General features: G+C 56.5%; 18 protein-coding genes and 4 pseudogenes. 17 read left to right on the top strand and 5 right to left on the bottom strand.

The genetic code is table 11. The annotated features are described in order from the left end of the window. Positions 1-22 precede the first annotated feature (22 nt). The 4 genes and pseudogenes from AABM52_RS20095 to AABM52_RS20080 form a co-directional block, all read left to right on the top strand. Positions 23-1,186, top strand: coding sequence for an iron-containing alcohol dehydrogenase (locus tag AABM52_RS20095; RefSeq protein ID WP_347907544.1), 1,164 nt, complete (start codon positions 23-25; stop codon positions 1,184-1,186). After that, complete coding sequence (locus AABM52_RS20090; RefSeq protein ID WP_347907543.1) at positions 1,186-1,650, top strand: thioesterase family protein; 465 nt, start codon at positions 1,186-1,188, stop codon at positions 1,648-1,650. Before AABM52_RS20095 ends, AABM52_RS20090 begins: the two co-directional genes overlap by 1 nt. After that, positions 1,647-2,043: pseudogene (locus AABM52_RS20085) on the top strand (acetyl-CoA C-acyltransferase); the annotation flags it as partial. The gene AABM52_RS20090 and the pseudogene AABM52_RS20085, both read left to right, overlap by 4 nt. 94 nt (positions 2,044-2,137) lie before the next feature. Then, positions 2,138-2,394 (top strand): annotated as a pseudogene (locus AABM52_RS20080) (transposase); the annotation flags it as partial. Positions 2,395-2,606: 212 nt separating this feature from the next. On the opposite strand, the gene AABM52_RS20075 reads toward AABM52_RS20080, so the two are convergent. Then, positions 2,607-3,650 (bottom strand): AraC family transcriptional regulator, encoded by a 1,044-nt coding sequence (locus AABM52_RS20075; RefSeq protein WP_347907542.1) that lies wholly within the window; start codon positions 3,648-3,650, stop codon positions 2,607-2,609. 136 nt (positions 3,651-3,786) lie between these two features. On the opposite strand from AABM52_RS20075, the gene AABM52_RS20070 reads away from it, so the two are divergent. Then, on the top strand, positions 3,787-6,171 hold the full coding sequence (locus AABM52_RS20070; protein ID WP_347907541.1) for a penicillin acylase family protein: 2,385 nt from the start codon (positions 3,787-3,789) through the stop codon (positions 6,169-6,171). 201 nt (positions 6,172-6,372) lie between these two features. On the opposite strand, the gene AABM52_RS20065 is transcribed toward AABM52_RS20070, so the two are convergent. The 3 genes from AABM52_RS20065 to AABM52_RS20055 form a co-directional block, all read right to left on the bottom strand. After that, entirely contained in the window at positions 6,373-7,491 is a 1,119-nt protein-coding gene (locus AABM52_RS20065) for a LacI family DNA-binding transcriptional regulator (RefSeq protein WP_347907540.1), read from the bottom strand. Beyond that, on the bottom strand, positions 7,488-8,273 hold the full coding sequence (locus AABM52_RS20060; protein ID WP_347907539.1) for a hypothetical protein: 786 nt from the start codon (positions 8,271-8,273) through the stop codon (positions 7,488-7,490). The genes AABM52_RS20065 and AABM52_RS20060 overlap by 4 nt, the downstream gene beginning before the upstream one ends. 89 nt (positions 8,274-8,362) lie before the next feature. Then, complete coding sequence (locus tag AABM52_RS20055) at positions 8,363-9,931, bottom strand: ABC transporter substrate-binding protein (RefSeq protein ID WP_347907538.1); 1,569 nt, start codon at positions 9,929-9,931, stop codon at positions 8,363-8,365. A 137-nt stretch (positions 9,932-10,068) separates the two neighbouring features. Here AABM52_RS20055 and AABM52_RS20050 point away from each other — a divergent pair, with 137 nt between their 5' ends. The 5 genes from AABM52_RS20050 (at position 10,069) to AABM52_RS20030 (ending at position 15,316) form a co-directional block, all read left to right on the top strand. Next, positions 10,069-11,118, top strand: a complete 1,050-nt coding sequence (locus AABM52_RS20050; protein ID WP_347907537.1) for an ABC transporter permease — start codon at positions 10,069-10,071, stop codon at positions 11,116-11,118. Next, positions 11,115-11,942: an ABC transporter permease gene (locus AABM52_RS20045; RefSeq protein ID WP_347907536.1), complete on the top strand. Its 828-nt coding sequence runs from the start codon at positions 11,115-11,117 to the stop codon at positions 11,940-11,942. Before AABM52_RS20050 ends, AABM52_RS20045 begins: the two co-directional genes overlap by 4 nt. After that, complete coding sequence (locus tag AABM52_RS20040) at positions 11,939-13,609, top strand: ABC transporter ATP-binding protein (protein WP_347907534.1); 1,671 nt, start codon at positions 11,939-11,941, stop codon at positions 13,607-13,609. The genes AABM52_RS20045 and AABM52_RS20040 overlap by 4 nt, the downstream gene beginning before the upstream one ends. Before the next feature lie 80 nt (positions 13,610-13,689). Next, positions 13,690-14,541: a pyrroline-5-carboxylate reductase gene (proC, locus tag AABM52_RS20035; protein ID WP_347907533.1), complete on the top strand. Its 852-nt coding sequence runs from the start codon at positions 13,690-13,692 to the stop codon at positions 14,539-14,541. A gap of 46 nt (positions 14,542-14,587) precedes the next feature. Then, complete coding sequence (locus tag AABM52_RS20030) at positions 14,588-15,316, top strand: MBL fold metallo-hydrolase (protein WP_347907532.1); 729 nt, start codon at positions 14,588-14,590, stop codon at positions 15,314-15,316. A 183-nt stretch (positions 15,317-15,499) separates the two neighbouring features. Here the strand turns inward: AABM52_RS20030 and AABM52_RS20025 are convergent, their stop codons facing one another. Continuing rightward, complete coding sequence (locus tag AABM52_RS20025; protein ID WP_347907531.1) at positions 15,500-16,954, bottom strand: tyrosine-type recombinase/integrase; 1,455 nt, start codon at positions 16,952-16,954, stop codon at positions 15,500-15,502. A 528-nt stretch (positions 16,955-17,482) separates the two neighbouring features. Here AABM52_RS20025 and AABM52_RS20020 point away from each other — a divergent pair. From AABM52_RS20020 to AABM52_RS19990, 7 genes and pseudogenes are all read left to right on the top strand, one after another. After that, positions 17,483-18,075 (top strand): annotated as a pseudogene (locus tag AABM52_RS20020) (group II intron maturase-specific domain-containing protein); the annotation flags it as partial. A 257-nt stretch (positions 18,076-18,332) separates the two neighbouring features. Next, positions 18,333-18,481: pseudogene (locus AABM52_RS20015) on the top strand (P1 family peptidase); the annotation flags it as partial. 112 nt (positions 18,482-18,593) lie between these two features. Then, positions 18,594-19,562, top strand: coding sequence for a helix-turn-helix transcriptional regulator (locus AABM52_RS20010; protein WP_223502607.1), 969 nt, complete (start codon positions 18,594-18,596; stop codon positions 19,560-19,562). Between the two features lie 222 nt (positions 19,563-19,784). Further along, positions 19,785-21,329, top strand: a complete 1,545-nt coding sequence (locus AABM52_RS20005) for an ABC transporter substrate-binding protein (RefSeq protein WP_347907530.1) — start codon at positions 19,785-19,787, stop codon at positions 21,327-21,329. 177 nt (positions 21,330-21,506) lie between these two features. Next, on the top strand, positions 21,507-22,523 hold the full coding sequence (locus tag AABM52_RS20000) for an ABC transporter permease (RefSeq protein ID WP_347907529.1): 1,017 nt from the start codon (positions 21,507-21,509) through the stop codon (positions 22,521-22,523). Then, complete coding sequence (locus AABM52_RS19995) at positions 22,520-23,404, top strand: ABC transporter permease (RefSeq protein ID WP_095152372.1); 885 nt, start codon at positions 22,520-22,522, stop codon at positions 23,402-23,404. The genes AABM52_RS20000 and AABM52_RS19995 overlap by 4 nt, the downstream gene beginning before the upstream one ends. Next, complete coding sequence (locus AABM52_RS19990; RefSeq protein WP_095152371.1) at positions 23,404-24,435, top strand: ABC transporter ATP-binding protein; 1,032 nt, start codon at positions 23,404-23,406, stop codon at positions 24,433-24,435. The genes AABM52_RS19995 and AABM52_RS19990 overlap by 1 nt, the downstream gene beginning before the upstream one ends. Positions 24,436-24,452 lie beyond the last annotated feature (17 nt).

Raw genomic sequence — 24,452 nt, 5'->3', positions numbered from 1 at the left:
ACAAAAATCAGGAGTCGCTGACATGCAGTCTTTCAGCTTTGCCACTACCGCGCAGATTCTCTGCGAAACCGGCGCCGCGCCGCGCCTTGCCAATCTGTGCAGTGAACGCGGTGCGCGCCGTGTATTGATAGTCACCGACCCGGGTATTGCTCGCCTGGGCATGCTCGACGATGTGTTGCCTGGTTTCACCCTCGCAAAAGTTGCCGTGGCGATCTTCAGTGACGTGACGGTGGATCCGAGCGAGGCCTGCGTGCTCGCCGCCGTGGAACGGGCACGGCATATCGGTGCCGACCTGATCGTCGGCTTCGGTGGTGGCAGTTCGATGGACGTGGCCAAACTGGTCGCGCTGCTGGCGCATCCGCAGTGCGACCAACCGATCACCGAGTTGTATGGCGTCGACAAAGCAAAGGGCCAGCGCTTGCCGCTGATTCAGGTGCCGACGACTGCCGGGACCGGCTCGGAGGTGACACCGATCGCGATCGTCACCACCGGTGACACCACCAAGATGGGCGTCGTCTCGCCGTTGTTGCTGCCGGATCTCGCCGTACTCGACGCCGTCTGTACGTTAGGCCTGCCGCCAGCCGTGACGGCGGCGACGGGTATTGATGCCATAGTGCACGCGATCGAGGCCTACACCAGCAAGCTCAAGCGCAATCCGCTGTCCAGCCTCTTGGCGCGAGAGGCGTTACGGCTTTTGGCCGCCAACCTCGACCAGGCCGTGTACAACGGCAGTAACCTGGCCGCGCGCCAGGCGATGTTGCTGGGTGCCTGCCTGGCCGGCCAGGCATTTGCCAACGCACCGGTGGCGGCGGTGCATGCGCTGGCGTACCCGCTGGGCGGGCATTTTCACATTCCTCATGGGCTGGCGAATTCGCTGGTGCTGCCTCATGTGCTGCGCTTCAACCTGCCGGTAGCGATGGCGGACTACGCCGAACTCGCGCAGCCGTTGCTGGGAGAAAGGTTGCAGGCAGGTGATCAGCAGAGTCACGCCGAACAGTTCGTCCATGAGTTGGCGCAATTGGGATCTCGTTGCGACTTGCCGACAAGGCTGCGTGATGTCGAGGTTCCCGGGGAAAGCCTTGCTCAATTGGCCAGCGACGCGATGCAACAGCAGCGCCTGCTCGTAAACAACCCGCGCGCACTCACTGAGGGCGACGCGTTGGCCATCTATGAAGCGGCTTACTGATGACCGACCTCAGGCAGCGCGTCAGCTATCGGCACTTCACTATAATCACCACCCGTTGGCACGACAACGACGTGTATGGACACGTCAACAATGTGGTCTTTTACGGTTTCTTCGACAGCGCCGTGAACCGCGTGCTGATCGAGCACGGCGGACTGGATATTCATGATGGTCCGGTTATCGGCCTGGTGGTGAGCTCCGGTTGCGATTACCACATGCCGATCGCGTTCCCGGAGCTCATCGAGGTGGCGCTGGCGGTGAGCAGATTGGGTAACAGCTCAGTGCATTATCAGCTCGCGGTATTCCGTGAAGGCCAGGCATTGGCCTGTGCGACCGGGCGTTTCGTGCATGTGTTTGTTGACCGTCTTCAACGTCGCCCGGCGCCGATTCCCGAACGTCTGCGCCTGGCACTGAGTGAGCTGGTCAGCGAGTGCTTGCCTTCTAAAAACAAGGAACTTGAACCGTGAAAGACGCTGTGATTGTTTCCACCGCGCGCACGCCGATCGCCAAGGCAATGCGTGGCGCATTCAATGACCTCAAGACGCCCAGTATGACGGCCATTGCTATTCGAGCAGCAGTCGAGCGTGCTGGCATTGAGCCGGGTCTAGATCGAAGATCTGGTGCTGGGTACGGCCATGCAGAGCGGCACTGCGGCAATCAACCCGGCGCGTCTGTCGGCCTTGGCGTCAGGCTTGCCCACGTCGGTAAGCGGGCAGACGATCAACCGCCAGTGCGCGTCGGGCCTGATGGCCATTGCCATCGCTGCCAAGCAAGACATATTTGACGGCTTGCAGGTCACGATTGGCGTCGGTCAGGAGCAAATCAGTCTGGTGCCAAACATGCGCATGCAACTGGCCAACGTGTCGACGCTGGGACAACGAACTCCCGATTCAATACATTCGGGATTTCCAGGCGCTGAACTGTCGCTCGTTTACAAGCATGAGCACCTGGCTGTTTGCTTATCTGGATAAGTAAATCACGCAGTTGGCTAAAGAGATGGCTGGCCAACTGGTTGACGATGATATGGGCAGTCATCCTCTGAGTATGCCCGGCGTCAGCCAGATCACTGCCGGCCTGCTAGCTGTCGAAATAGGCGATGGCAAACAGTTCGGATGCGGTCGAAAATTCGCAGCCTCCATCAGTTTGGTATTCAAGCAGGACAGCACCGGTGGGAGGTCCAACTGAAGGGGATCAGCACACGAGGCGACAAAAATTTCAGTATTAAGCACAGCAGGCATGGGCGGAGGCGGGTTGAGAGCATGGATATTGTTCTTATGAGTATGGAAGAGTTCATCGCCTCATCAGCGCCAGGAAGAGCATTGGGTGGTGCCGACTAAAGTTGGCGCTACTCATGAACAATTACAGATAAGAACCTTCCCCGTACACTTACACTAGCGGTCAAGCCCAGCATCAACTTGGTTCTTCAGCCTTCAACTATTGTGCAACGGACCCGATAGGCCTGTGGGGTACAACCAAACCAACGACGGAATGCCCGATAGAACGGTGACAGCTCGGCAAAGCCGCAGGCGCGAGCCACTTCGCGGATCGCCTGGCCCGTATCCAGTAGTTCCAGCGCGCGCAGTCGACGCACTTCCTCATGCAAGGCGCGGAAGCTGCTGCCCTGGGTTGCCAAGCTACGCTGCAAGGCGCTGCCGCTCAAATCCAGCGCCACGGCGCAGGCTTTCAAATTACAGCCCTGTTGCCCAAGATTACCTGTCAGCCAATAGCGTACCCGGTTGAACAGTTGGTTCTCCGATAACTCCGCCAACTCCAGTTCCGCCTGCTGACTGAGCAAGGTAAACATTCGAGGATTGGCACTACGCGACGGCCGCGCGAGCAGCACGCGCGGGAAGATCAACGCGTCATGTGCTTGCCCGAAGCGTGGAGTCAGACCGAACAAGCGCTGATGCTCACTGAGCCGTCTGGGCGCCGGATGGCGGAAGTCGATGCCCAGCAGCGCAAACTCACCGTCGCTGACGCTGCCGAGCATCTTGATCAGTACCAGCGCCAGGCATTCCATCTGCTGGCGTAGCGAGCCATATCCGCGATAGTTCAGGTCCAGCACTAGGCGTACAGATTCGCCATCGTCCTCCAGGCGCGCAGCAAAACCGCCAGAGAGAATGTGCTGATAGCGCACAAAGCACAGTACCGCCTCACGCATGTCTCGACTGGCGAGCAGAAGGTAGCCCACTACATCCAGCGGCCGTGGCTTCATCACTTCGCCCAAGTGCAGGCCAATGTCCACATCCCCCGTCAGTCCGGCCAGTGCCTGCCAGAACAATGGCGCGTTGTCGTGCTCCTGCCGCTCGCTTAACAAGAGAGGAGGCAGCGGCACACCTTGGTAAGCGCGGCGGTAGGTGACGGTGGGGTCCAGTTGCAAGCTGGCCAGTGCCTCGTACAACAAGCGTCGCAAGGTCGGGGAGTGGGTCAGCGCCGCAGGGCTGTGACTGGCCTGTTCTAAGTTCATTGATTACTCCGTTATTGACCGAATACTTCCAAGATTCGAGTGTCCGGTCAATGTTGCAGTGCGCCAGGCTGCGCAGAATGCAGGGCGCTTTCAATTGCTGCGCATGCCCACGCTCAATAAGAATAAGGAAAACTCGATGAAACGCACCCTAACTGTACTCGCAGTGGTGATTACTGCTGTGGCTGCCGGCGGGACCTGGTATGTCCACAGCAAGCAGCCGGTCCGAGACGGTCAAGCGCAGATCGCGAATCTTCAGAAGGCGGTCAACGTGCGTTACGACGAACGCGGCGTACCACATATCAAGGCTCAGAACGAAACCGATATGTACCGTGCGCAGGGCTATGTACATGCTCAAGATCGCCTGTTCCAGATGGAAATGCTCCGCCGTCTGGCGCGTGGCGAACTGGCGGAAGTGCTCGGGCCCAAGTTGCTCGAGACTGATCGGCTGTTCCGCACTTTGCGCATCCGCGAGCATGCCGACGCATACGTAACCGGGATCGACAAGCAGTCATCTTCCTGGCGAGCCCTGGAGGCCTATCTGGATGGCATCAACCAATACCAGGCCAGTCACGCCAAACCTGTAGAGTTTGACCTGTTGGGGATTGAGTCGCGTCCCTTCACCGCGGAAGACAGCGTCAGCGTAGTGGGTTACATGGCCTACAGCTTTGCCGCGGCTTTTCGCACCGAACCGGTATTGACCTATGTGCGCGATAAACTGGGCGCCAACTATCTGAAAGTGTTTGATCTCGACTGGCACCCACAAGGCGTCGTCGGTCAAGTCAACCTGGCGACCAGCGACTGGAAGGACCTCAACGCTATCGCCCGGATCAGCCAGCAGGCGTTGGTCGAGGCTGGCCTCCCGCAGTTCGAGGGCAGCAATGCCTGGGTCATCGCCGGAAATCGCAGCCAAAGCGGCAAGCCTCTGCTGGCTGGCGACCCGCATATTCGTTTCGCCGTCCCAGCGGTTTGGTACGAGGCGCAGTTGTCTGCGCCGGGCTTCGAGCTGTACGGTCACCATCAGGCGCTCAATCCCTTTGCCTCGCTCGGGCATAACCTGGATTTCGGCTGGAGCATGACTATGTTCCAGAACGATGACCTCGATCTGATCGCCGAGAAAGTCAACCCCGCCAACGCCAATCAGGTCTGGTTTAATGGCCAGTGGGTCGACCTGAAAACCACCGAGCAGGAAATCCGCGTTAAAGGCGAGGCCCCAGTCAAACTAACCCTACGCCAGTCGCCCCACGGTCCGATCATCAACGACGCCCTTGGCGTCAGCGGCGGCAATACCCCGATTGCTATGTGGTGGGCCTTCCTCGAAACCCAGAACCCGCTGCTCGACGGTTTTTACCAAATCAATCGCGCCGATAGTCTGGCGAAGATGCGCAGCGCCGCAGCGAAAATCCAGGCCCCTGGCCTCAACTTAGTCTGGGCGAATGCCAAAGGGGATATCGGCTGGTGGGCGGCCGCGCAACTGCCCAAACGCCCGGCCGGGGCGAACCCGAATTTCATTCTCGACGGCAGCACCGCCGAGGCGAACAAGAACGGCTTCTATCCATTCAGTGACAACCCGCAGGAAGAGAACCCGGCACGTGGCTATATTGTCTCCGCCAATTTCCAGCCAGTTTCGCCGACGGCTATGGAAATTCCCGGCTACTACAATTTGCCGGACCGAGGCCAGCGTCTCGACCAACAGTTGGCCGACAACTCGGTGAAGTGGAATCTGGACAACAGTCAGGCGCTGCAACTCGACACCGCCACTGGCTACGGTCCACGCTTGCTCGCGCCGCTGCTGACGTTGTTGCGTGAGGTAGTGACGGCACCGGAAGAGCGCGCGCTGCTCGAACAGTTGGCGGCCTGGAAAGGCGACCACTCACTCGACTCGACCAGCGCCACGTTGTTCAACCAACTAGTGTACCAACTGACCTTTTGCGCCATGCACGACGAACTCGGTGATGCCTTCTTCGACAACCTGCTGTCGACCCGCGTGCTTGACGTCGCCTTGCCACGGTTGGCAGCAGAGGCAGACTCGCTCTGGTGGGATAACCTCAGCACGCCGACAATAGAAAGCCGCGCCGATATCGTCAAAGAGGCCTGGCAGGCCAGCATCGCACATCTCAAACAAACTCTGGGTAATGACCCGGCCAGTTGGAGTTGGGGTAAGGCCCATACTCTCACCCATGGTCACCCGCTCGGCCAGCAAAAGCTGCTGGGTAAGCTGTTCAACGTTGGCCCCTTCGCCGCCCCTGGTGGTCACGAGACGCCGAACAACCTCTCAGCCCGTGTAGGCCCGGCACCCTGGCAAGTAGTCTATGGCCCGTCGACCCGCCGCCTGATCGACTTTGCCGACCCGGCGCATAGCCTCGGCATCAATCCGGTCGGTCAGAGCGGTGTACTGTTCGATCGACATTATGCAGATCAGGCGCAAACCTATATCCAGGGTGGCTACCTGCCGCAGCACTTCGAAGAGTCGGAAGTTGCGGCCAATACCAAAGGCACGCTGACGCTGCTGCCAGCCCAATAGTCAAGAAAACGAGCCAAAGTCGTCTTTCGCGAGAGGCAGTTAACGGCCGATTCTGTTGAAAAAGTCGGGTTTTCAACTCGCCTGAATTTAGGCGCAACCACCAACGGCCCACTCTGAGCGAATGCCGTAGCCCACGCTCAGAAGCCTAATTTTTTGAAGTCAGCGGCTAGGGTATGCCCCTCCGGGGATGGGGAGCGGCTTTTAATCTTGAAGTCTAATTGGGGGACCGGAGCTACCACGAATGATGAACTCGACAGGCAAGGTAGTGCTTTGAGGAAGTGGTTGTCCGCCAAGAGCATTGGTCAGCACCTCTACAGCGCGCGCTCCCATTGTGGCTGCCGGGGTGCGTATTGTTGTTAGAGGCGGCGTGACCTGCGAGGCGATATCAAGATCGTTAAAGCCCACAACAGAGATATCCCGACCGACCTCTAGCCCCATATCGATTGCTTGCTTCATCACGTTGATCGCAATGATGTCGTTGACTGCAAATACCGCGGTGGGGCTGTCTTCACGCTGTAGGCGGTTAGCCGCGTACGTGCGGATCGTCTCGGCATCGTAGCGCTCACACTCCCATACCTGCACTTCAAGCCCTAGACGGCGAGCTGCGATTTCGAACCCGTCGCGGCGCCGGATCGGGCCAGGCCAGAGTGGGAGCACGATCATGACTGCAACACGTTTGTGACCGAGGGCGGCAAAATGCTCTGCTACCATCGTCGCACCATGTTCATCTTCCGCAGCCACGGTACAGATATCGGGATGTACACGGTATTCCTGCAGCATGGCGATGGGAACGTTTTCGGTCCTGGCAAGCTTCTGCAGTCGACGCAGTTGTGCATCCGGCATGGCCTCGGTACTGCAGATCAAGGCATCTGTCATGCCTTCACGCACCAATCGCTGCGCCTCGGCTTCGGTCGTCCCTTGCTCTGTCAGAACAATGGTGATGCGATAGCCCAACTCGCGGGCCTTCATCGTCGCGCCGTAAAGGAACATGGCGTGCAGAGGCTCCCAGTTTTGCCGAGCCTTTTCGACGGCGCTGTCGGCGCCGTCCTCCAAAAGCAACGCGATCGTATTGGATCGCTTGAGGCGCAAAGCACGGGCAGCCGCGCTTGGTCGGTAACCCAACTCCTTGATCGCAGCCTCCAAGCGCTGAAGATTTGCGCTACGCGGCTTGTTACGTCCAGTCAGATAATTGGAAACTGTCTGAGCGGAAACCCCCGCCAGGGCCGCTACATCGTTCAACGTTGGGGGAGATCTCGGGTTTTCAGTCAAAGCGGTGCCCTTACTGTTGCTGGAAATAATTGCTCGGCACTTCTCGGTCAAGCAAGACGACCGTAGAAAAGTTTTCGCGAATAGTCACTCACCCGAAAATCCGGTACTTCTGCATAGGTGAGAACGGCGGTAACCCTTGGGGTTTCTCCAAAAACCGGTGTGACACGATGCAATGCGTGATGCCCACGAAAAATTGAAAGCGTGCCAGCTTGGCAAGGAGAGCGCACGACATTCTTGTCGCCGCCGATGAGAACAGCACCGACCTCATCGAAATTCTCCTGTGTGTCGGTGCGAATATTCGGAACGAACTCGAATACGCCGCCTTCACGAGGTGCCTGGATCTGCAGTGTTACGGAAGACTCAGAACTATCGAAATGCCATCCAAGCTCCTGCCCTTCGCCGATGTAAGCCAGATTGCAGGCCGCCAGGGGATCTGCGCTGCGATAAAAACGTTCCTTGCTCAGCACTGCACCGATGAAGGTCGTGAGATCTTCTGATTCATAAAAGCTGCGAACGGCGGTGCTGTCGCCGATCAAATCATAGGCAACGGCAGCCTGAGCTGTACGCTGCAAATTACGGCAGGGGTGATGGGGCGGCAAACTGTCGGGAAGAGTTTGGCCGATGTAGGCTGTGAAATCATCGTTCTGCTGATGAGCGTTCGCGGCTAAATTTCGGGCCTCTTCGGCCATTACCTGAATCGCCTCCGCACGAACGAATCCGTCCAGGCGAACGGCACCACGGGCGGCCAGGCTTTCGCGACAGCGAGCGATCAGCGCCTGGGCCGCAGGGCTTTTCAGGTCAGTGATCGGATATTGTTCAAGATCGATCAGCATGGCAGTCCCTAACGGAGTTGCGTGTGTCATTTTTTTACGTCCTCACTGTTGTTATTTTTTCCAGCCATTGGCGCGAGCCAAGTGTTTCTTCAGGCAAACCACCAGCGTTCGGCGCAACGAGCGCCGTCGCCAGCGAGGTTTGATGACAATTGCCCGAACTGCACCTTGTCGGTGGCAGCATCAAGGGTGTTGGTAAAAAATGGGATGATCGAACCTCCGTCATCGGAACAGAGCGCCTGCATTTCCCCGTACATTTGCGCGCGCGTGCCTTCATCCAGTTCTCCACGTGCGGCCACAAGCAATTGGTTGAAGCGTGGATTTTTCCATTTCGCTTCGTTCCAGCGCGCATCGGCGGCGTAGCCTTGCGTGAACATCCAGTCAGCAGTTGGTCGCCCGGCCCAGAAGCCTTCGAACCAAGGTTTGGCGAGCCAGACGCTGTCCCAGTAGCCATCGGTGGGGTTGCGGTGGATGTCGAAATTGATACCCGCTTTTGCCGCGCTTTGCTGGAAGATGGCCGCCATGTCGACACCAAAAGCCAAAATTGCATCGGAGGCGTCGAGTGTCAGTTTCAGATCGCTTAGGCCTGAGCGCTTGAGATGAAACTTTGCCTTGTCTGGGTCGTAGCTACGTTGGGTCAGATGATCGGCATGGTAGCGATTGACTGAGGCTATCGGATGATCATTGCCAACCACACCGTGCCCCTTGAGCAGGGTCTTGACCAGTTGTTCGCGGTCAATGCCGTGTTTGAGTGCCAGACGTAGGTCAACATTGTCAAAGGGCGCCAGATCCGTTCGCATGGCCAGCGTGACATGCTGGGTGCCTTTGGTTTCGATGAGTTGGTAGCCGCGTCGGCTGGCCAGCAGATTGGCCGTCTTGGGATCGGTCTGGATGATGGCATCCACGGCTCCGCCCAGAAGGGCATTGTTGCGACCGACCGAATCGGGAATAGAGATCGTTTCCACAAATTCGAAATGCGCCCGGTTGGGTTTCCAGTAATCGGGATTGCGCCGTACGCGGGTCAACACACCGGGCTGGAACGATTCCAGAACATAGCCGCCGGTACCCATGCCGTCCTTGAAGTTGGTCGTACCGTCGGGAACGATCACGAGGTGATAGTCGGCCAGAACGAATGGGAAATCGGCGTTGGGCTCGAACAATGTGAAGGTCACGGTATCGCCATCGGAGGCGATTTCTTTGACTTGCGCTAACAGCGATTTCGCACCCGACGTTGAGGTCTCCCCCCGGTGCAGGTTCATCGAATAGATAACATCTACAGGCGACATCGCCTTGCCATTGTGGAACGTCACGCCACTGCGCAGCTTGAAGGCCCATTTTGCGCCCTTGTCCTGCGGCTCGAAACTCTCGGCCAACTCGGGCACCAGTGTCATATCGGGCCCAATTTCCACCAGACAGTTGCGAAGCTGCAGGCTCACATGGGCAGCATAGGTCGTGCCTGTCAGCCGCGGGTCGAGGGTATCGGTGGTTTCACCTTCAATCATGCCTAGCCGGAAGGTCCCGCCCTTTTTCGGCTCCGCAGCCCGGGCGAATGGCAGGGAGAGATTAAGGCCAAGGCCCAGGCCAAGCACTGCGGCGCCTTTGAGTACGCCTCGCCGGGTCATCCCTTCCAAATACTCATCCACACGCCGTTTGTCGTTCATCGTCAGTTCCTCTTGTTCTTGGATTTCATATGGGCCGATGTTCTTGGGTCGATCAGGTTCTTGCGTGAGCAATGAAACAATGTTTATATCGTTAAAGTTTACAAGTCCAATAATATCTTCAAATGAGGAACACGGGTGTGAAAAAAACAAGATCCGACGAAGCCCCGTTGCCGCCTGCGTGTCACAGCACGAACAAGCCTTTCGAGAACGGTAAACAGCCAAGAGCTCATTCGCAGCTTCTCTCTTTGCTGGGACGCAGGTTCTGCCTCGGTCTGCTCACGCTGCTGGCTCTTTCGGCCGTCGTTTTTGCCAGCACGCAGATCCTGCCCGGCGATGTTGCCTCGGCAGTGTTGGGCCGTGACGCAACCGAAGAGGCGCTCAGAGCCTTTCGGCAAACATTAGGGCTCGACCAACCTGCGTTACTGCGCTATTTCAGCTGGCTGTCCAACGCGTTGCATGGGGACTTTGGCCTGTCACTGGCCAACGGCGCGCCAATCATTGACCAGATCCGTTTCCGGTTAGAGAACACACTGCTATTGGCGGCGGTGGCGGCGATTATTTCCATCCCCCTAGCGGTTGTTCTGGGCATCGTTTCGGCGATAAAAAGCCAGGGGCGTGTCGGATCATTCCTCAACATCGGCGCTCTTGCGGCGATCTCTATTCCAGAGTTCCTGTTCGGTTATCTGCTGATTCTGGTCTTCTCGACGCAACTGGGATGGTTTTCCGCAATATCCATGGTTTTGCCCGACATGGATCTGACGCAGCGGTTGTCGGTCGTCATCTTGCCGGCGTTCACGCTCGCACCCATGGTCTGGGCTTATACGATGCGCATGACCCGCACCGCCGTGCTGTCCGTCATGTCGCAACCCTATATAGAAATGGCCATTCTCAAGGGCGAACCGCGCAGCAGCATTGTGCTGCGACAGGCACTACCCAACGCGATGGCGCCGCTCATCAGCGTTGTGGCGCTTAACCTGGCTTATCTGATCGTAGGGGTGATCGTTGTAGAAACCATCTTCGTCTATCCGGGTATCGGCCAGTACATGGTGGATGCAGTCGGCAAGCGCGACATCCCCACCGTCCAGGCCTGCGGGCTTATCTTCGGCGCGACCTACGTGCTCATCAATTTGTTAGCCGACCTACTTGTCATTATCACTAACCCTCGTTTGCGCGGAGCGCTCAAATGATCATTGCCAATCAATATGTGCCAACGCGCGCGTTTGCGGGAATGGGCATCACCCTATTCATCATCCTTGCCGTCGCATTCGGTCCAGTGTTCATGAGTCATGGCCCCAATGAGATCGTTGGTGATACGTGGGATGCGCCCAGCCTGTTTTATCCACTCGGACTCGATAACCTTGGGCGAGATATGTTGGCCCGCCTTCTCGATGGCGGACGGACAACCATCGGATTAGCGCTTGCCATCACTGCAATTTCCTTTCTGATTGGTGTTTCCTCTGGCATCGCGGCAGCCGTTGCCGGTGGCTGGCTCGACGCGGTTCTGTCGCGTTTGGTTGATCTGCTCATGTCGTTGCCGCAACTCGTTCTCGCATTGATTATTCTGACGGCGCTCGGCACATCGATACCGGTTTTGATTGGCACTATCGCCATTCTTGAATCAACCCGCGTGTTTCGCATCACACGCTCTGTCGCGATGGGTGTAGCCGCGCTGGATTTCGTTCAGGTAGCGAGGCTGCGAGGCGAGGGACTTTGGTGGATTATCCGGCGCGAAGTGTTGGTCAACTCTTTACCGCCGATTATCGCGGAGTTCGGTCTGCGCTTTTGTTTTGCCTTTCAGTTCATCGCGGCATTGAGCTTCCTGGGGCTGGGTATCCGTCCACCCAATGCGGATTGGGGCAGTATGGTGCGTGACAATGCGCAGGCCATTACCTATGGCGTGATAGCTCCGTTAATTCCCGCAATTGCCATCGCGCTTCTGACGATTGGCGTCAACTTGATTGCTGATTGGCTGATCTCTCGCAACAGCCCTGCCGTAGGAGAAGAACAATGAGCTCCCGTTTTTCAGAGCCCGCGATCCTGCGGATAGAACAGCTGTCCATCGTTGCCCGTCGAGATAGCGGTGAAGAGGTAACGCTGCTCGACGGTATTAATCTGGAACTACGACCTGGTGAGGTTCTCGGACTTATTGGCGAGTCCGGAGCTGGTAAGTCGACGCTCGGCTTGACCGCTTTGGGCTACGTGCGCCCCGGATGTCACATCGCTGGCGGACATGTTTTTTTCGACGGCATGGATCTGTTTGCCTTGTCGCTCGAGCAAAGACAGAAGTTGCGTGGTCGTCGGATTGCCTATTACGCGCAGAGTGCGACGGCCGCTTTCAATCCATCACGGCCAATCATGGATCAAGTGTGCGATGTACCGGTTCGGCACGGGCTATGCTCCCGCCAAGAGGCACGGCGCCGAGCCATTGAGCTGTTCCGGACCATTGATCTTCCTTCTCCGAACACATTCGGCGACCGATATCCCCATGAGGTGTCTGGCGGCCAACTTCAACGAGCAATGGCAGCGATGACGATGGCAGGAGAGCCGGATATCCTGGTTCTGGACGAACCGACAACGGCACTGGACGTTACTACTCAGGTAGAAGTTCTGGAAACGTTGCGCAAGTTGATCCGTGAGCGTGGTACTGCGGCGCTTCACATTACTCATGACTTGTCCGTGGTCGCGCAGACCGCAGATCGCATCATGGTCATGAGAAAGGGGCGCGTAGAAGAGACGGGAGCAGCGGAAAAAATCCTCCATGCACCGCAGGCACCGTACACACGCGAATTGGTCAGCGTACAGATGAGACCTCACATGACGACTATCGGTACGCCCAGAGCGGATGACGTGACGCTGGTGGTGAACGATCTGAGTGTGAGCTACGGTCGTATGCGAGTGTTGGATAACGTCAGCCTATCGATCGCGCCGGGAGAAACCCTGGTGGTCGTGGGCGAGTCTGGCAGTGGTAAAAGTACACTGGCCAAGTCAATTGTTGGCCAACTGGCACCGACAGCGGGCTCTATCCATCTGTGTAACGAACCGCTTGCACCCTTTGCCTTGCGGCGCAGCCGTGATGAATTGCGTCGCATCCAGATGGTGCATCAGATTCCCGATACGGCTCTCAATCCGCAGCAAAAAATACGCGATATTCTTGCTCGGCCACTGAGCTTCTATTTTGGTGTTTCTCATCAGCAAGCATGCCTGCAAGTAATGCAGCTTCTGGAGCGCGTGTATTTGCCAGCCGATTGCGCAGACCGACTCCCAGCACAATTGTCGGGGGGGCAAAAACAGCGTGTTTGCATTGCCCGCGCGCTTGCAGCCCAGCCTGACCTTTTGATTTGCGACGAGGTGACGGCTGCACTAGATCCTATAGTCGCGGCCCATACGCTGGAGCTTCTGCGTGAGGTACAACGGGAAACCGGGATCGCCATTCTATTTATTACCCACGATATTGATGCCGCCCGCCGATTGGGTGACAGGGTTGTCGTGATGCAGAAAGGCAAAGCTGTTGACAGTGGACCTATCGCTGAGGTTTTCGACTCAAATACGCGCCATCCATACACCTCAAAATTACTCGAATCCGTACCGCAAATGCGCAGCGATTGGTTGGACACGCTGATCGCGAAACGACGTGGTGGAACGACTTCGTCTGTCGATGGGTCGGCATTGGAACTATGAGATCAGGCGCGCAACCGATTCCTCCTGAGCGCTAACGCTTCGACTTTCTGCATCAAGTTCACGAAAGAGGTTTCACGTAGATGGCGTACAACGAGAACATTCTTGACTCGCTTACCTTTGGATTCCTTGGGGGAGGCAACATGGCTTCCGCCTTGATGGAAGGCCTGATCTCACGCGGTGTGCCGGCAACATCTATTTGTGTCGCGGTACCGTCTGAAAACTCACGTAATCGCCTGGCAACACGTCTGGGTGTACATGCGACCGAAACTCCGGACGCAACATTTGCCAACTGCGATGTCATTGTATTGGCCGTTAAACCCCAACAGCTTCGCGACGCAATCGCCTCGCTGAAACCTTTTCTGAACAGTGCTGGTCTTGAGAGTCTGGTCATCAGCGTAGTGGCAGGAGCGCGTCTGCATGACTTGCAACGCTGGCTAGGGCAAATGCTTCTGGTACGTGCCATGCCCAATACGCCAGCACTCGTTCGATCGGGAATGACGGGGTTGGCAGCAACCCCCGAGATCTGTGAACAGGACCGAAACATTGCAACGGCCGTGATGGAGGCTGTGGGGCGGTGCATTTGGGTTGAGAGCGATGACCAAATTGACGCTGTCACGGCATTGTCAGGCAGCGGCCCGGCCTACATTTTTTATTTCATGGAGGCAATGGAGTACGCAGCCCTGGAGCTTGGCTTGAACGCGGAGCAGGGTCGAACGCTAGCTCTGGAAACCTTTCGCGGCGCAACGGCGCTGGTCGCCCATTCATCAGAGTCTCTTGCCACACTGCGCGAACGGGTGACTTCGAAGGGCGGTACGACGCATGCAGCTATCAACTCAATGGACACCGACAGAGTGCAAGCGGCTTTCATACGCGCACTTCATGCTGCTGCCGAACGCGGGCGAGAGATGGGTCTGGAGCTAGGGTTGCAGTAGAGCTGTACAAGTACAATTTCATAGGAAAAGAACATCTGGAATCACCATGAAGATTGTGACCAAAGACAAATGGTTTGATGTCCAGCATCAAGCTGACAATATCAGCCTGATCCATGAGCCCTACATACGGCCCTTTTATCGCTGCAACCTTTGGTACGTTCATGGACGCGACAAGGGGGCGTTGATCGATACAGGCTCGGGCCTTGTCAGTCTGCGTGAGCAGATTCCCTTGCTCACGGAAAAACCTGTCTGTGCAATAGCCAGTCACACTCATTTCGATCACATGGCGGGTCACTATGAGTTTAGCGAGCGTGTGGTTCATTCCGACGAAGCACATATCCTGGCCCACCCCGATGGGGATAATACATTGGCCACGATGTTCGTCTCAGACGAGATGTTTGACGCCCACCCAGACTGCGAGATTTGCTATGCCGAGTATCGAGTGAAGTCTGCACCGGCGAGTCGAATCGTTGAAGACGGGGATGTCATAGACCTCGGGGACCGGGTGCTCGAAGTGATACATACCCCCGGGCACTCCCCAGGCGGAATCAGCTTGTGGGAGCACTCCACCCAGACTCTTTTCAGCGGTGATGTGATCTATGACGGACCACTCATAGTAGATGCATACCACTCGAACTTGAACCAATATCGTCAAAGCCTTGAGCGCCTACATAGGCTGCCAGTGCGCACAGTACACGGAGGGCACTTCCCGAGTTTCTCAGGTGAACGGCTCAAGATCCTGATTTTCGATTGGCTTAGAGATCATGAGGGATAATCGAGAGTCGAGGTACTCCGCTGTGGGTTCCTGCCAGCCACGAGTGATCGAATTCGGCCGATTCTGTTGCAAAAATCGGTTCTTCCAGACTGCCGACATACTAACCGCTGAAAACGCCTTTTTTGTGCGTTGCTACGCAAAATCTGAGCCCGGAAGCCTCTGCTCACCACTAAAGACGCCGACTTAAGAAGGTGGTAAAGAGCCAGTCGCGGTATTCGCAGGAAAAGACAGCATCGACTCGACCGGAGGATGCTCGTAGGTGGACGACAATACGGCACTCAGTCGATCGCCCAACAAGTTCCAGGCGTGCTTCTTCTCTTCGGCATAGTCGTGATGGAGGTAGTGGCGTCTCACCCGCGAGCCGGCCAGCACATGGTTTTGGCAGCGGTCGATGACGTCCAGGCTGACCCCCAAAGCCTGCATCATGGTCGCGCCCGTGCGGCGCAGGTCGTGTGGCGTCCAGTCGCCGTTCTGGCCGTCGGCAAGAACTAGGGTGTCGTCGTGACGCCGTCTTGAAAGGGCCTTGCGGTTTTTGAACCGGGCCTGGCGATCGCCGACCTGTTTACTCACCACCTTTACGTCCACATGCCCGTCATCCTGCTTGTTCGGAAAGCACCATTGGGAGTCTCCCGTCAGGGTTTTGAGCTCCTGAAAGAAATGAAGGGCAAAGGGGGAGAGGAAGACATGGTGGTCCTGCTTCTTGCCCCGGGTGCCCTTGACGTTTTCACTGGGGAGGAACCAGGTCTGCTGGTCCAGATCGACATTTTTCCATTCGGCCTGCAGCAACTCGCCAATCCGGCACAAGGTGCCCAGGCTGATCCAGAGCGCGAGCTGCGTTTCCTTCTTTAGCGGCCGAATACCGTCGTATTTTTGGCCCGCGGGGAGGGCGTCGTAATCGGCGGTCATTTGCTGGAAGCGGTTGTGCAGTTCCAACAGCTCCGCCGGGGAAAGGATCCGGCTTCTTTCCGCTTCGTAGTCGGCAGGGATCAGGGGGGAGATGTCGACCAGCTCAGTCGGATCACCCTCAACCAGTAACGCCCGCCAAGGTTGGCGCTTTCTAGCCCAGCTGAACATCTGGGTGAGGTCGGCGAAGAAGCTGATGGCTTGACGGTGAGCGCCGCGGTTGACCACGGTGCGGATCAGCGCCCGAACATCGTGTTCGGAAACATTGTTCACCGCGGTCCTGCCAAGTGCCGGCAAAAGGTCCTTGTTAAAACGGCGCTGCAACTCGGCATTGCCATCTTTGCGCGCCACGCCATCCAACAGCCAGGCGCTGGCCAGATTCTGGACGGTCAGCGTTTGCACCTTCGTCGTTTTTACCTGTTCGGCCTCTACGTTAGCTGCGGCGTAGGCCTGTGCCTTGGTGGTTTTCTTCTGCTCGTTGGGATTGATCTGCTCATCGATGAGCGCCCTAGCCTGGTTGCGTGCCTTGCGGATGTCGGTCAGGGATTTGCGTGGCCAAGACCCGCAGGCGTACTCTTTGTTCTGGTCGCCCCAGCGATACCGATAGAAAAAGCTGACCGACACGCCGTCCTTACGCAGGGAAATTCGACCCGCGAGATTGCCATCCTCCCGGAGGATCCGGCCGGCATCATTGGCGGTCAGCGACTCGAGTTCTTTGATGGTGATTTTGGCCATGAAATGGACTCCCCCTACTTTTACCCCCACAAAAACGTCGGCTCTTGATGGACGTTACTGGACTCTCGTAGAGCAGAACTCCCGGAGGATCCGGCCGGCATCATTGGCGGTCAGCGACTCGAGTTCTTTGATGGTGATTTTGGCCATGAAATGGACTCCCCCTACTTTTACCCCCACAAAAACGTCGGCTCTTGATGGACGTTACTGGACTCTCGTAGAGCAGAACACCGCTGGAGCTCAAGTAAATACTAGCTTAGAAAAATCCAGAGTGAAATTTCGGAGTCTTTCAAGAAGTATGAAAAAGGAGATGGGGTGCTAGGGGTCGAGTGTTCGAATCACTCCGTCCCGACCATATAATTCAAAGGGTTGCGAGATTTTATCTCGCGACCCTTTTTTATTTTTTGTCGTTTTTACCCCCACAAAACCACTGGCTCTGTATGGAATCCTCACTCTTTTGGATGAGCTGGCGCCTGTCGAGGGCACCGTTCTAGTACTTCCAAGCGATCACTTGTCAGCTCATGCAGGGCTTCCAATATCGTCACAGGTAGTCATCGTGCTGGCGAACGAGTGTTAGCCGAGGTTGAGCGCTTCTTGACTCAACGCCTGAAGCTGACGCTGAACCGGGAAAAGAGCCGTGTTGCTCGGCCTTGGGTCTGTGATTACTTGGGATACGGGATGAGCTGGAGTAAACAGCCGAGGCTAAAAGTGGCGGCAATGAGCCTAGGGCGCCTGCGCAACCGGCTTAAAGACCTGCTGCGCGGAGCGCGGGGTGCAAGGTGACGTCCGTCATCAAGCGGATAAACCCTGTGCTGCGCGGCTGGGCCGGCTACTTCAAGCTCAGTCAGAGCAAGCAGCCCCTTGAAGAGCTGGACGGCTGGGTGAGGCGCAAACTTCGTTGCGTCACGTGGCGCCAATGGAAGCAGTCCTCCACGAGGGCTCGCAACCTGATGCGCTTGGGACTTAGCGAAGCACGCGCCTACAAATCAGCGTTCAATGGTCGAGGCCCATGGTGGAACTCGGGAGCATCCCATATGAATCGGGCGTTTCCAAAGAAGCTGTGGGACAACTTGGGACTGGTTTCGATACTGGATACGATAAACCGGCTTAGCCGCATAACCTGAACCGCCGTATACGGAACCGTACGTATGGTGGTGTGAGAGGACGGCGGATGTAAATCCGCCTCCTACTCGATTCTTCGTTTCTGAAAAAAAACCAGCCCATACATTGGCCCATACCCCGTTTGCCTCAGCGCTTTGCGATCAAAGGCTAATTTTTCCGACAGTTCCTTAATCGCTGGATCTCTGGACCTCTAAAGGCTTGAGTGCAGCGTGCTGACCGACGCCAACACATGAGCGCGTGCCAGTGATCCACGCATCGGCTGCCGCATCCTGGCATGGGCTCGATCGCGTCGTATGCCTAGCCAATGATGCGCGGCTGCTGCCGCACCAATGCAGGTGTCTGGAGCAACGTGCCAACCCCGGCCTCGCCCGCACCGGTGGTGCTAATGAAGACCACAGCGGTGACATCTTGGGTAGTAATAGGGGCGAATTACAAATATGCAGCCGATGGTAATTCTACCGAGGCGTCAGGAATCGCTGGATAAGTTTGTGTATTTGTTGAGACGCTATGGTCGGGCTCGATGCTCGCGTCGATCACGGGTTGGCAATACCGAGCTTCTGCGCCACTTTCAGGCATTGTCTTGCACGGAGCTTTTGAAGCCGTAACCCCAAGCGACGATCAGTTCAGCATGTTGTCAATTCTGGCGTTAGGAATACTCTTTATGGTCAGTTCCAGTTCATCCCAGTCGATGCAAGACTTCAGTCAAAACTTGCGCCTTCTCTGCGGATATTATAAGTCGGTGGCTAAGGTGTGCCGCTCCCTTGATATCAACCGCCAGCAGTTCAACAAATACTTGGGGGCGCAAGCGACTCCCTCGTCCTTTACCCTGCGCAAGATCTGCACTTTTTTTGGGGTGGATGAGGAGGAAATATTCTCCGAGCATGAATCCTTCCGCGCTCTGCTCAACAGGCAACGCGCGGCGCGAGAGCCGGACAGTGCGGTACCAGCCGATTTTTTCCCGAGCTCCGCGCAGGAGTTGTCGAAGTACCAGGGTTACTACTTTGTCTATTTGATGTCGCCTGCCGCGCCGGGGGAGGTGATCAAGTCGATTACCCGCTTGACCCGCTCCGGCGAAAAAATCCTGAGTAAAACCTACGAGCGGATGAGGCTGGGCGATGACCAGTTGAACAGTTTCGGCATCAATAAATATCGTGGGTTCTGCTTTGCCTCATCGGATCTGATTTACATCGTGGAGCGCGAGTACCTCTCGTCCCGGGGCTATATCTGGTCAGCGCTTTATCCCTCCTACCGCAGTCGTTTCCGTTTTCTCAACGGCTTGGTAATCGGCGTTTCGGGTGACAATTTTCGCCGTCCTTTTGGTGCCCATATTGTATTTGAGCACCTAGGCGAGTCGATCGACCTGCGTAACGCTCTCACCAGTTGCAGCTGTTTTCCGATTGATGCCCCTGAGATTCCCGACGAGGTGAGGTCGCGGCTGCTGGTACATCCATCAGAAGGTGAGTTCAACCTCGTCCCTCCGCTGTTTTAATCTTTTTTTAAAATTGACGCTAGGTGACGCTTTGGGGCGTCACTTGGCGTTTTTTTATTCGTGCTCGCGAAATTGAGCTGGCCGTACGGCAGATCGATAATGCCATACACCACTCAAATGTCAGTTTCGTTAACGGCCAATCACATCATCCATTCCAGTTGAATGAGTGCCTGTTTCTATAAGTGATCCGCTGCGCTCGCCATAAAAATAAGAGGAACACCGATGAAATTCAAAAGAACATTGATGGCGGGGTTGATGGCGCTGTCCATTACTGCGCCATTGATCAGTGGTCTGGTGTATGCGGCAAATAATACCTTGGTTGTCGCTGATCGAGCCTCTTTCAAGGATTGGGATCCAGCCTCGGCCTTTTCGGAGGAAGTGCGGGTACTGGGCAATATCTACGAGACACTAGTGGTATATAACGCGCCAGGCAGTGCTGAGGAGTTTTCCCCTGGGCTTGCCACGTCCTGGGAAAGCAGCGACAACGGCAAGACCTGGACCTTCAAGCTGCGGCACGGCGTTAAATTTCATGACGGTTCGGCCTTTAATGCCGCAGCGGTCAAAAAGTCCATTGATTACGTCAAGGAGCTGAAACAGGGCGCTGCATTTGTATGGAACGGTCTGGATGCCGTCGAGGCCCTCGCTGACGATACGGTAGTGCTCAAGTTTAAGAGTCCCACTCCGGCAAATCTGATCGCGGCAGGTCAGTATGCGGCTTACATCATTGCCCCGGCGGCGGTGGAGAAAGGTCATGACTGGATGATGGCTCCCAACGCCATCGGTACCGGTCCCTACAAACTTGGACAGGTCGAACAGGGCCAGCAAGTGGTGCTTGAGCGATTCGAAGGCTACTGGGGAGGTTGGAAAGAAGGGCAATTTGATCGGGTCATCGTGAAGGTCGTGTCCGAAGCCGCCACTCGTACCCAGATGATCAAAAATGGCGAGGCCGGTGTCGCTTGGGATATCCCTCTTGATCAGCTCAAGGTGTTGGGAGAGAACCCCTCCATCAAGGTGAGCACCGCGCCTTCGTGGAAGAACTTTCAATTTTTGATCAATACCCAGAAGTACCCTACGAACAACCTAGCATTTCGTCAGGCGCTGCAGTACCTCTGGGACTATGAAAGTGTCACCAAAGATATTTTGCATGGCTACGGCAGCGTTTCCAAGGGGCCTTTGCCCACCAGTATATGGGGGCATGCCAGCGTGCCTATGGCCTCTTACGATCTGGATAAAGCCCGACAATTGTTGGAAGCCTCCGGTATACCTAAGCAGGACTGGAAGGTCTCGATGCAGTACATCAGTGGCATCTATGCAAACGCTGCTGAACTATTCCAGGCCACGGCTTCTCAGGTTGGCGTTGAGGTGGAGTTACTCCCCGGCGAGTGGGGTGTGATCTGGGATAAGGCAAAGAAGCTGGATACCGCTCCCAACATGCAATCTATGGCTTGGTGGCCGACGTATCCGACACCCAGTGATTGGCTTTTCAGTGAGTTCCATACAGAAAAAACCACGCTATTCAATCTGTCTCACTACAGCAACCCAAACTTTGATCAGTTGATCGAAGAGGCGGCGGCGTTAGAGGGCAGTGATCGGGCCAAGTCCACTGAAAAGTACGTGCAGGCCCAGCAGATACTGGCCAAGGACGCTCCTGCGATCTGGTACGCCGACGTGCAGCAGATACGTGTCTCCCGCAAAGACATCAAGGGTATGGAAAAGAGCCTGAATCCTGCTTATGAGGCGATTCTCTATTACAACCTGAATCGCTGAATGCTGAGTCGTCTTTGATGAAGTGGTACGTGTAATACCTGATTTGCCATGTAAATCGATAACCAGGCAGTTAGTTAATTTGCCTGGTCATTCCCTCAAGGGTTAATCCGCTTTTGGGGTTTTTAGTAGGGCGTAAGAAGTCAGGGTCAAGTTTTTTAGCCACAAGGGGTATTCCAAATGGCGAAGTATATAGCTCAGCGATTGATAGTGATGTTCTTCATTCTTTTGGGAGTGTTGACCATCACCTTCGTTCTGAGCCGAGCTCTTCCGGGTTCTCCGGTAGAAATGATGCTGGGAAACCACCCCACGGTGGAGCAGATTGCCGTCGCACGGGAAAAACTGGGGTTGGATAAGCCTCTGCCGATCCAATACTTCAATTACATCGGTGATCTTCTCCGAGGTGATTTTGGCATTAGTCTGCGCACCGGGCGGCCGGTGGTGGAGGAAGTGGTCAGGCGGGTTGGTGCGACTTTTGAACTGACATTCCTGGCGATGTTCTGGGTGGTGGTGCTAGGGGTGCCGATCGGTGTCATCTCAGCGGCGCGGCAAAACTCAGTGGTCGACAATGCGGCACGAGCTGGGTCCATCGCCGGGACGGCGTTTCCAGTTTTCATCCTGGCCATGGGCTTGCAGTTACTGTTCTACGGCAAGCTCAACTGGCTGCCACTACAAGGACGTATCGATGCTTCCATTCTTCTCGATAGCCCTTTTGAGCGTGTAACAGGCTTTTACCTGATTGACACGCTGCTGGCCGGTAATTTCGTAGCACTGTGGAGCGCCATCAAACACCTGACGCTACCCGTGCTCACCCTGGTCATCGTGACCTTGGCCACTGTCACCCGGATCACCCGAAACATGATGGTGGAGGTGCTATCCGAGGAGTACATCCGTACGGCCGTTTCTTACGGTGTACCCAAGTGGCGTATCCATTACGCCTATGCCCTGAAGGCGACAATGATTCCGCTCCTGACAGTGGTGGGCCTGACCTTCGGTTACCTGCTCGGTGGTGCGGTAGTCGTTGAGTTCATTTTCGATTGGCCTGGCCTGGGCGGCTTCGTGGTGTTTTCGATTGCCCAGAATGATTTCCCCGCTGTGATGGGCGCCACCCTGGTGCTGGCCACGACGTATCTGTCGATCAACCTGATCGTTGATCTCTTGTATCACCTTGTTGATCCGAGGTTGCGAGTCCAATGAGTATCCAAGACGTATCCCTGTCCATGCCCTCGCGAGCCCCATCATGGCGTATCAAGGCCCTGGCGTTTGCCAGCGATAACAAGTTGTTTGTATTCGGCGCGCTGTTATTGCTGCTGATCATCCTGGCGGCAGTCTTCGCCCCCTGGCTTGCACCTTATGAGCCGAACAAGATTGTCTTTTCCCAGAAATTGCTGGCACCCAACTGGGCACACTGGATGGGCACCGACGAGTTTGGTCGCGACATTCTTTCACGGGTGCTTTATGGCGCACGCACCTCGCTGATCATCGGAGTAAGCGTGACTCTGATTGCGATGCTGATCGGGATTCCGATTGGGCTTGTTTCCGGTTACTTCGGTGGTCGAGTTGATACGCTGCTGATGCGTTTATCAGATGTGTTTCTGGCCTTTCCGCCGCTGTTGTTGCCGATCGCTATCACCGCTGCGCTGGGATCAGGATTGGCCAACGCCATGTTAGCGCTCGCTGTCTCCTGGTTTCCCTGGTACGCGAGGATCATGCGCGGTGCGGTAGTACGGGTTCGGTCAGAAACCTATATCCATGCCGCCCGTTCCATGGGTGTCAGTCACTGCCGTATTTTGCTTCGCCATGTACTACCCAATGCCACCACGCCTGTGATCGTGCAGGGCTCCATGGACTTTGGTTACACCATTCTCGCCGCTGCCTCGCTGAGCTTTATCGGGCTGGGGGCCAAGCCGCCCATGATCGAATGGGGGCTGATGGCCGCAGCGTCGCGCTCGCAGTTACTCGAGAATCCCTGGACGGTGCTGTTTCCCGGAGTGGCGATTTTTGTCCTGGTGCTGGCCGTCAACCTGGTAGGTGACGGGCTGCGCGATGTGCTCGATCCAAAGAAGGGGACGCGCTGATGATCGACGAATCCTTGCAATATTCTGCTTTCGAGCGTCTCGCCGCTTCGAATAACGACGCAGCTCAAGACCTGGTGCTGGAAGTGGAAGGGCTGACGGTGTCTTTCCCTGGTTTGTTCAAGACCGTAAAGGCCGTACGCGGCATCGACCTTAAGGTAAGGCGCGGTGAGATCCTCGGGTTGGTGGGGGAGTCGGGCTCGGGCAAGTCTATGACGGCCATGTCTTGCCTTGGATTGATGCCTGAAGCCGCTCGGCTGGAAGGCAGTGTCAGGGTCGCCGGACAACAGGTCAACGGCGCCTCGGCATCGCAGCTGGCGGCTTTGCGTGGCGGTGGCGCGGCGATGATCTTCCAGAATCCGATGAAGGCGCTCAACCCGTTCTTCACCATCGGGCGGCAGATGTTCGACGTCATCGGCTGCCATCGGCAACTGAGTAAGGCACAAATCCGCGCCGAGGCGCTGAGCTCGCTGGAAGCGGTGAGCATGCCCGACCCCCCTCTGGCGCTAGCCAAGTACCCGCACCAGATGTCTGGCGGTCAGTTGCAGCGAGTGGTGATTGCCATGGCGCTGGCCTGTCGGCCGAAACTGCTGATCGCCGATGAGCCGACCACGGCGCTGGACGTCACCGTGCAGGCGCAGATCATCGCGCTGCTGCGCAAGCTGGCACGGGAGCAGGACCTGGCGATTCTGTTTATCACCCACAACCTGGGGGTAGTGGCTTCGCTCTGTGACCGGGTGGCGGTGATGTATGCCGGCGAAGTGGTGGAGAGCGGTCCGGTGGGCGAGGTGTTCAAGCGACCTGCACACCCCTACACCCTGAAGTTGATGGGCACCGTGCCCAAGTTGGGGCAGGGACCCCAAGCTCTGGGCTTCATCCCGGGGCAGGTGCCGAACATGGCGGCTCCCCCGGCTGGCTGTGCCTTCAACCCACGTTGTGAACGCGCCACCGGACGCTGCAATCACGCTGCGCCTAGGGTTGTCATCGGCAAGGAGCACTGGGCAGCTTGCCACAACATATTGGTCAAGGTGTGAGGCTTCTTTGAAAGGTA

The sequence above is a fragment of the Pseudomonas grandcourensis genome, assembly GCF_039909015.1.
In the GTDB taxonomy this organism is placed as follows: domain Bacteria; phylum Pseudomonadota; class Gammaproteobacteria; order Pseudomonadales; family Pseudomonadaceae; genus Aquipseudomonas; species Aquipseudomonas grandcourensis.
The sequence above is the reverse complement of the archived record's forward strand: the minus strand, read 5'-3'. Positions and strand labels throughout refer to the sequence as shown.

Coding starts and splice junctions, on each gene's coding strand:
- AABM52_RS20045 (WP_347907536.1), top strand. CDS start 11,115: ATGATCATTGCCAATCAATATGTGCCAACGCGCGCGTTTGCGGGAATG.
- proC (WP_347907533.1), top strand. CDS start 13,690: ATGGCGTACAACGAGAACATTCTTGACTCGCTTACCTTTGGATTCCTT.
- AABM52_RS20000 (WP_347907529.1), top strand. CDS start 21,507: ATGGCGAAGTATATAGCTCAGCGATTGATAGTGATGTTCTTCATTCTT.
- AABM52_RS20090 (WP_347907543.1), top strand. CDS start 1,186: ATGACCGACCTCAGGCAGCGCGTCAGCTATCGGCACTTCACTATAATC.
- AABM52_RS19990 (WP_095152371.1), top strand. CDS start 23,404: ATGATCGACGAATCCTTGCAATATTCTGCTTTCGAGCGTCTCGCCGCT.
- AABM52_RS20060 (WP_347907539.1), bottom strand. CDS start 8,273: ATGCTGATCGATCTTGAACAATATCCGATCACTGACCTGAAAAGCCCT.
- AABM52_RS20030 (WP_347907532.1), top strand. CDS start 14,588: ATGAAGATTGTGACCAAAGACAAATGGTTTGATGTCCAGCATCAAGCT.
- AABM52_RS20010 (WP_223502607.1), top strand. CDS start 18,594: ATGCTCGCGTCGATCACGGGTTGGCAATACCGAGCTTCTGCGCCACTT.
- AABM52_RS20005 (WP_347907530.1), top strand. CDS start 19,785: ATGAAATTCAAAAGAACATTGATGGCGGGGTTGATGGCGCTGTCCATT.
- AABM52_RS20095 (WP_347907544.1), top strand. CDS start 23: ATGCAGTCTTTCAGCTTTGCCACTACCGCGCAGATTCTCTGCGAAACC.
- AABM52_RS20075 (WP_347907542.1), bottom strand. CDS start 3,650: ATGAACTTAGAACAGGCCAGTCACAGCCCTGCGGCGCTGACCCACTCC.
- AABM52_RS20040 (WP_347907534.1), top strand. CDS start 11,939: ATGAGCTCCCGTTTTTCAGAGCCCGCGATCCTGCGGATAGAACAGCTG.
- AABM52_RS19995 (WP_095152372.1), top strand. CDS start 22,520: ATGAGTATCCAAGACGTATCCCTGTCCATGCCCTCGCGAGCCCCATCA.
- AABM52_RS20070 (WP_347907541.1), top strand. CDS start 3,787: ATGAAACGCACCCTAACTGTACTCGCAGTGGTGATTACTGCTGTGGCT.
- AABM52_RS20025 (WP_347907531.1), bottom strand. CDS start 16,954: ATGGCCAAAATCACCATCAAAGAACTCGAGTCGCTGACCGCCAATGAT.
- AABM52_RS20055 (WP_347907538.1), bottom strand. CDS start 9,931: ATGAACGACAAACGGCGTGTGGATGAGTATTTGGAAGGGATGACCCGG.